At 43.9% G+C, this 7,459-nt stretch carries 9 protein-coding genes; 7 read left to right on the top strand and 2 right to left on the bottom strand.

What is annotated here, in order from left to right:
• The first annotated feature begins 168 nt into the window (after nucleotides 1-168).
• The 4 genes from H9626_RS11225 to H9626_RS11210 are packed head-to-tail and all read left to right on the top strand — an operon-like array spanning nucleotide 169 to nucleotide 2,531.
• Entirely contained in the window at nucleotides 169-969 is an 801-nt protein-coding gene (locus tag H9626_RS11225) for a MotA/TolQ/ExbB proton channel family protein (protein ID WP_178257635.1), read from the top strand.
• A gap of 8 nt (nucleotides 970-977) precedes the next feature.
• Nucleotides 978-1,445 carry a hypothetical protein gene (locus tag H9626_RS11220; RefSeq protein ID WP_178257634.1) on the top strand — a complete coding sequence of 156 codons (468 nt, stop codon included), beginning with the start codon at nucleotides 978-980 and terminating at the stop codon, nucleotides 1,443-1,445.
• A gap of 31 nt (nucleotides 1,446-1,476) precedes the next feature.
• Nucleotides 1,477-2,064 (top strand): ExbD/TolR family protein, encoded by a 588-nt coding sequence (locus tag H9626_RS11215; protein ID WP_178257633.1) that lies wholly within the window; start codon nucleotides 1,477-1,479, stop codon nucleotides 2,062-2,064.
• A gap of 2 nt (nucleotides 2,065-2,066) precedes the next feature.
• Nucleotides 2,067-2,531: an ExbD/TolR family protein gene (locus H9626_RS11210; RefSeq protein ID WP_178257632.1), complete on the top strand. Its 465-nt coding sequence runs from the start codon at nucleotides 2,067-2,069 to the stop codon at nucleotides 2,529-2,531.
• 284 nt (nucleotides 2,532-2,815) lie between these two features.
• On the opposite strand, the gene lpxB is transcribed toward H9626_RS11210, so the two are convergent.
• Both lpxB and surE read right to left on the bottom strand, forming a co-directional pair.
• Nucleotides 2,816-3,973, bottom strand: a complete 1,158-nt coding sequence (gene lpxB, locus H9626_RS11205; RefSeq protein WP_191710512.1) for a lipid-A-disaccharide synthase — start codon at nucleotides 3,971-3,973, stop codon at nucleotides 2,816-2,818.
• Nucleotides 3,970-4,743: a 5'/3'-nucleotidase SurE gene (gene surE / locus H9626_RS11200; RefSeq protein WP_178257630.1), complete on the bottom strand. Its 774-nt coding sequence runs from the start codon at nucleotides 4,741-4,743 to the stop codon at nucleotides 3,970-3,972. The genes lpxB and surE overlap by 4 nt, the downstream gene beginning before the upstream one ends.
• A gap of 228 nt (nucleotides 4,744-4,971) precedes the next feature.
• On the opposite strand from surE, the gene H9626_RS11195 reads away from it, so the two are divergent.
• The 3 genes from H9626_RS11195 to H9626_RS11185 are packed head-to-tail and all read left to right on the top strand — an operon-like array spanning nucleotide 4,972 to nucleotide 7,452.
• On the top strand, nucleotides 4,972-5,739 hold the full coding sequence (locus H9626_RS11195) for a ParA family protein (protein WP_178257629.1): 768 nt from the start codon (nucleotides 4,972-4,974) through the stop codon (nucleotides 5,737-5,739).
• Between the two features lie 9 nt (nucleotides 5,740-5,748).
• The gene (locus H9626_RS11190; RefSeq protein ID WP_178257628.1) at nucleotides 5,749-6,645 is read left to right on the top strand and encodes a ParB/RepB/Spo0J family partition protein; all 897 of its coding nucleotides are present in this window, start codon (nucleotides 5,749-5,751) and stop codon (nucleotides 6,643-6,645) included.
• Nucleotides 6,646-6,657: 12 nt separating this feature from the next.
• A complete protein-coding gene (locus tag H9626_RS11185; protein ID WP_225230975.1) occupies nucleotides 6,658-7,452 on the top strand; it encodes a DUF5683 domain-containing protein in 795 nt (264 codons plus the stop codon).
• Nucleotides 7,453-7,459 lie beyond the last annotated feature (7 nt).

The raw sequence follows: 7,459 nt of genomic DNA, 5'->3' as shown, positions 1-7,459 counted from the left end.
TCTATATTGTAATTTACACTTGATTATCAGTCGTTTGCAGTTTTATGATATTCTGTGAAAGTATAAGTTCGAGAGCCGTTCTCTCCGCAACCAAAACCTAAATATAAAGAAAATAATCTGTAACTATGAATCATATCTATATTTATAATCTTAAAAATTAAACACACAATGAAAAAGTTATTTGCAATTCTTGCAGTGGTAGGAGTCTTCACATTTGGAATGACTCAAGCAGCTATGGCTCAAGACTCAACAGCTACAGCAGCTCCGGAGCAAACAGAACAAGTCGCAGCAGCAGATGAAGCAACAACTCCAGCAGTAGTTGAAGAAGGCGGTATGCACAAAGAATTAAAGACCAAATTCATCGAAGGTGATGCTGGTTTCATGTCATTGGTTGCTATCGCTTTAGTGCTTGGTTTGGCTTTCTGTATCGAACGTATCATTTACCTGAGCTTAGCTGAAGTAGATGTTAAGAAATTGATGGCTAAGGTTGAAGACGCTTTGGAAAAAGGCGATGTAGAAGGAGCAAAAACCATCTGTCGTAACACTCGTGGTCCTGTTGCTTCCATCTGCTATCAGGGATTAATGAGAATTGACGAAGGTTTGGACGTAGTAGAACGTTCGGTTGTTTCGTACGGAGGAGTACAAGCCGGTTACCTTGAAAAAGGATGTTCATGGATTACATTGTTCATCGCGATGGCTCCGTCTTTGGGATTCTTGGGAACTGTGATCGGTATGGTTATGGCATTCGACCAAATCCAAATGGCAGGTGATATTTCTCCGACAGTCGTTGCAGGTGGTATGAAGGTGGCGTTGATTACTACCATCTTCGGTTTGATTGTAGCATTGATTCTTCAGACATTCTATAACTACATCCTGTCTAAGATTGAAGCTATTACAAGCCAGATGGAAGATTCTTCTATCACATTGCTTGATTTGATTATGAAATACAACTTGAAATACAAAAAATAATAAAAACAATGGCTAAGTTATCATATAAATTATCCTACTACGTATTTTATGTCTGCATAGCGGCTATCTTGGTCGTTTTGGGACTGTTTTACTGCGTAGGGTATAATGTTACAAATGCAGCAGGCTTAACCGAGCCTACCAATACACCTGCATTGATGTACTTAATGTACGGGATGTTTGCCCTGTGTGTAGCGGTTACCGTTATAGCAGCGCTCATTCAATTCGGTAGTGCATTAAAAGACAATCCGAAAGCCGCCCTTAAATCATTTATGGGACTTATCTTGTTGGCCGTTTTGCTGATTATAACCTATAACATGGGATCTGATGAAACCATGATGCTGGGTGGAGGCGTTACGTATGACAACAAGTTCTTGTTGAAATTAACCGATATGTTCTTGTATTCTACTTATGTACTGCTTATTGTGGCAGCTATAGGTACGTTGCTGAACTTATTGGGCATATTCAAACAAAGATAACATTCATTGATTATAAAACGGAGATTGAAGTATGGCAAAGACAAAAAGAAAAGTGCCCGGAATCAATGCAAGTTCTACGGCTGATATTTCTTTTATGTTGCTTATTTTCTTCCTTATAACCACATCAATGGATACAGACCGGGGGTTGGCGAGACGTTTACCGCCACCACCGGAAAATACCGAAAACCAAGAAGACGTGATTGTGAAGGAAAGAAATGTTCTTCAGGTACGTATCAACAAGGACGACCAGTTGATGGTAGGAGGAGAATGGTTTGACATCAAGCAATTAAGAGAAAAAGCTAAGGAATTTATTTCCAACCCAAGCGATGATCCGAACTTGCCGGAAAAACATGCTAAACGTTTGCCTTTCTTCGGCGACGTTATGGTTACTGACAAGCATGTTATTTCTGTGCAAAACGACGTGGGCACAAGCTATAACATGTACATTCAAGTACAAAACGAATTGGTAGCCGCATATAATGAATTACGTAATGAGCTGGCACAAGCTCAGTTCGGAAAATCATTGGCGGAATGTTCTGAAGATGAAAAGAAGGCTATCACCGACTACTATCCTCAGAAGATTTCAGAAGCTGAACCTAAAAAATATGGAGGAAAATAAGTATGGGAAAATTTAATAAAACAGGGAAACGGGAAATGCCGGAGTTGAATACATCTTCTCTGCCCGACCTTATCTTTACCATTTTGTTCTTCTTCATGATTGTAACCACCTTGCGTGAAGTTACACTGAAAGTTCAGTTCCGGGTTCCGCAGGCTACTGAATTGGAAAAGCTTGAAAAGAAATCATTGGTTTCTTTCATCTACATCGGTAAACCGATGAAAGAATACCAGAAAACGATGGGAACAACCGACCGTATTCAGCTTAATGACAAATTCGCTGAATCTTCGGAAGTACAAGATTACATCTTTCAGGAACGTGAAAACATGAAAGAAGAAGACAAACCGTTTATGACTGTTTCGTTAAAAGTAGATGCTAATACCAAAATGGGTATAGTCACTGAAGTGAAACAAGCGCTTCGACAAGCCTACGCATTGAAAATTAACTACTCAGCTACTCAACGGCAGTAATCTTAAAGTTGCAATCATAAGATTCATAAACAAAAAAGAGAGGGGAAGAAATGTTTCTTCCTCTCTCTTTTTTTGTATCCGAGTGCCCCTTATAGCAAGACAACAAGAGAAACTACCGCTCTAATTTACCCGTCCGGCAAAAGGCGCGGGAAGAAATTCGCAGCCAGTATAAGCCGAAAAAACGCTACCGTTAGTTTCAGTCATTCCATGCGGTAGAGTTTACCAATTCTACCCATAGAACTGCTTGGTTCAACCGTTAGAGTTTTTAAGTCCCAAACAAACCCTTAACTTTTCTTTGTTACGCCGTCGGAATGAGAAATCAAAGAAGCTACAATTTTCTCTGCCGCACGTTCCGATGCTCCGGGATTCCCCAATACAGCTATCAGATTATCATAACATGCCAACATATTTTCGCGTCTCTCGCCTCCCGGAAGTATTTTCTTTAACTCCGCTTTCAAATTGCTTACAGTCATACCGTCTGCCACCAACTCTGTCACAACCTCCTTGCCGGCTATCAGATTGACCAGCGATATGTATTTTACTTTCAGAATATGCCGGCGCAGAAATGACACCAATTTACCGGCTGCCGTATAATAACATACCACTTGCGGCACACGGAAAAGAGAGGTTTCCAATGTAGCTGTCCCGCTTGTCACCAAAGCTGCTACAGACTGCTGTAAAAGACGGTAGGTCTGTCCGAATACGATTGACGTATCCGCCCCGATATACTGTCGGTAAAAAGACGGTTCTATCCCCGGAGCTCCTGCCACAACAAACTGATACTCAGGAAAATCTTTCACCGTTTCTATCATACGGGAAAGGTTGTCTTTTATCTCTTGCTTCCGACTACCCGCCAAAAGTGCAACGACAGGTTTGTCCGACAAACCGTTTGCGCGGACAAAATCGGCAAATGTTTCATTGTTATTTCCACGAAACGATGAGACGGCATCAACACACGGATTGCCCACGTAATCAATGGGATAACCGTGGCTTCGATAAAAATCCACCTCGAAGGGAAGAATAGAAAAAAGCCGGTCTACATCCCGCTTTATATTCTTGATGCGATACTCCTTCCACGCCCAAATTTTCGGAGAAATGTAATAATAAATCGGTATACGGGTATGCCGTTTCACATACTCGGCTATCTTCAGGTTGAACCCCGGATAGTCGACCAATATCAATACGTCGGGCTGCCATGACACAACATCCTGCTTGCAGAAATCCATGTTGCGAAAGATGGTGCGCAGGTGGAGCAATACGGGGATAAACCCCATGTATGCCAAGTCTTTATAATGACGCACCCTCGTACCTCCCACAGCCGACATCAGGTCGCCGCCGAAAAAGCGGAAATCGGCGTGCGGGTCATTCGCCTTGAGCGCCTTCATGAGGTTTGAAGCATGAAGGTCGCCCGACGCTTCTCCTACAATCAAATAATACTTCATACCTCCCAGTTCCAGCCGTTTAACTTATCCATTATCCCATAATCCGTAACGTCTATCCGCGTGGGCGTAATCGCCACGTAGCCATGCTCCAATGCCCAATGGTCGGTATCTTCCGCCTCCGGCTCATGGTTCTGATACACGCCTGTCAGCCAGTAACACTCTCCTCCGCGCGGATTGGCAACCGTAGCAAACTCATTCGTCCAGACACCCGCTGTCTGCCGGCAAATCCGGACTCCGTTCAGTTGTTTTCCCAAAGGGATATTAACGTTCAGACAAGTACCCGCAGGCAATCCGTTTTGTAAAACTTCTTCCGTAATCCTACCCACGTAGGGCAAGGCTGCCGAAAAATCGGCATCCGCCGAATGGTCGCACAGCGAGAAACCCACCGAAGGAATTTGTTTCAGGCATCCTTCTATCACCACGCCCATCGTGCCGGAGTAATGTACATTGACCGATGAATTATCGCCGTGATTGATTCCGCCGATCACCATATCGGGGCGACGCGGCACAAAATTATGCAAAGCCAGCTTCACACAGTCTACCGGCGTACCGGTACATTTATATATAATGAGTCCCGGCTCCTGCCTTACCGGGCGGCAGCGCAACGGATATTCGGAGGTTATCGCGCCGGAAGCTCCTGAACGCGGCCCGTCGGGTGCCACTACAATCAAATCAGCAATCGGGCGCAGGGTTTTAATCAGTTCATGAAGTCCTTTCGCCTCTACTCCGTCGTCGTTCGAAAGCAGAATAAGCGGTCTTTCTTTTCCCATAATCATATCGTATGTTTATCAATCAACCGAATAAATCGGCGTAAAGTTACAACAAATCTTAATCTTCCCAAACCGAATGCGGCTTTTCACAATATTTGTCATATCTTTGCCCGTCGAAGTTATTAACAAAAGCGGCGAGTTATCAACACTTTGCCAAAAGTCATCGGCGTTTTGTTAGGTACTGTCGCCAATTATTAGTTACTTCGCAATCAGAATAAACTGATTAATATGGGAAAAATAATTGCTTTAGCCAATCAAAAAGGTGGCGTCGGCAAAACGACAACTACTATTAACTTGGCTGCATCGTTAGCTACTCTGGAGAAAAAAGTATTGGTAGTGGACGCTGACCCGCAAGCCAACGCTTCTTCAGGACTGGGAGTAGACGTTAAAGATATCGACTGTTCGATTTACGAATGTCTTATCAACCAATCGGATATCCGGGAAGCTATCTATACAACCGATATTGACGGATTAGACATCATCCCTTCTCACATCGACTTGGTAGGGGCTGAAATTGAAATGCTCAACCTTGAGAACCGTGAAAAGATTATGAAACAAGCCTTAGAGCCGATGAAAAACGAGTACGACTACATTTTGATAGACTGCTCGCCCTCATTAGGACTGATAACCATCAATGCGCTTACGGCAGCCAACTCGGTTATCATCCCGGTACAATGCGAATATTTCGCCCTCGAAGGCATCAGCAAGTTGCTGAATACCATCAAAATCATTAAAACCAAGCTGAATCCTTCGCTTGAAATAGAAGGATTTTTGCTGACAATGTTCGACTCACGCCTGCGTCTTGCCAATCAGATATACGACGAGGTGAAACGACATTTTCAGGAGCTGGTTTTTAAAACCATCATACAGCGTAACGTGAAACTAAGCGAAGCTCCGAGCCACGGGATACCTGCCATCCTTTACGATGCCGAGTCGACCGGGGCAAAGAACCACCTCGCTTTGGCAAACGAAATTATAAACCGAAACAGTAAGTAAACGAGAATTATGGCAGTACAAAAGAAATTTGCATTAGGCAGAGGGCTTGACGCTCTTATTTCGAACGAGGAGATCAAGACTTCGGGGTCTTCGTCTATCAACGAAATCGAACTAAGCAAAATTTCGGTCAATCCCAATCAGCCTCGCCGTGAATTCGACCCGATAGCCTTACAGGAACTTGCTGATTCGATAGCCGAAATAGGTATCATACAGCCTATTACCCTGCGAAAATTAAACGATGACGCTTACCAAATCATAGCCGGAGAACGCCGCTACCGCGCTTCTATCCAAGCCGGAATGAAAACCATACCGGCGTATATACGCACTGCCGACGATGAGAATGTAATGGAAATGGCGCTTATCGAAAACATCCAGCGCGAAGATTTGAACTCGCTGGAAATAGCTTTGGCGTATGAACATCTCATCGAACAATATGGCTTGACGCAGGAAAAATTGAGTGAACGTATCGGAAAAAAACGAACGACCATCGCCAATTACCTCCGTCTGTTAAAGCTCCCCGCACCTATCCAAGTAGCCCTGAAGAACAAGGAAATCGACATGGGACACGCCCGCGCCTTACTGGCGTTAGACGACCCGAAAACGCAAATCCGGATTTTCAACGAAATCCTGTCGCAAGGCTATTCGGTAAGAAAGGTGGAAGAAATCGTAAAAGCCTTGTCGAGCGGCGAAAGCATAGAGTCGGGAGGAAAAAAAATAACTCCCAAAGGAGCCAAATTATCCGAAGAATACACCCTGTTACAAAATCATCTTTGCAACTTTTTCGGAACAAAGGTACAGCTTTCATGCAGCCCGAAAGGAAAAGGAAAAATCAGCATTCCGTTTAACAGCGAAGCCGATTTGGAGCGAATTATGGAGATTTTAGACTCGCTGAAACAAAACGAATAATAAAAGAAAAAATTGGAACAACGTATTTTTACATACTTCTTATCCATACTGTTGCTTTTGGGAATGTTGTTTTCTACAGTCCCTGAAGTCCATGCCCAGCGGGCACTGAAGCGGCGTACCGGTGTGTTGGACGCAGACTCGGTACGTATGCAAAACAGAGCAGACAGCCTCGCCCTTCTGGATACGATAAGAGCGGAAAGACAACGACGCATAGAGGCTCTGGAAGCACCGGTCGACACGACCCAACTGGCTCAACAAAACGACTCGGTGCAAAAAGCCCTTCCAAGCCCCGAAGTTCCCAAACGTTGGATTCCGAACTCGAACAAAACAGTATGGCTGGGCTTGGTTATTCCGGGAGCAGGGCAAATCTATAACCGCAAGTATTGGAAACTGCCCATCGTATATGGAGGTTTCGTAGGATGTGCATACGCCCTGACATGGAACGGCAAAATGTATAAAGATTATTCGCAAGCGTATCAAGACATCATGAGCGATAATCCGAACAACGACAGTTACATGGATTTCGTAGGAGCCGGAACGACTAAAGAAGACATACAAAACAATTTGTCGTTTTACCAAGAACGATTCAGGAGAGGTAAAGATACATACCGCCGCCAGCGCGACTTGAGTATCTTTGTGTTTATCGGAGTATATCTTTTATCGGTTATCGACGCTTATGTGGATGCCGAACTGTCGGACTTCGATATCTCGAAAGATTTAGGATTGAATTTTGAACCCACTATATTTAATGATGCTTACCGTAACCGTCCGCAAGGAATCGGCATACAGTGTAACATCAAATTTTAATACCGAC

Source organism: Phocaeicola faecium (assembly GCF_014837055.1).
Taxonomy (GTDB): domain Bacteria; phylum Bacteroidota; class Bacteroidia; order Bacteroidales; family Bacteroidaceae; genus Phocaeicola; species Phocaeicola gallinarum.
This window is presented reverse-complemented; position numbering and strand designations above follow the sequence as displayed.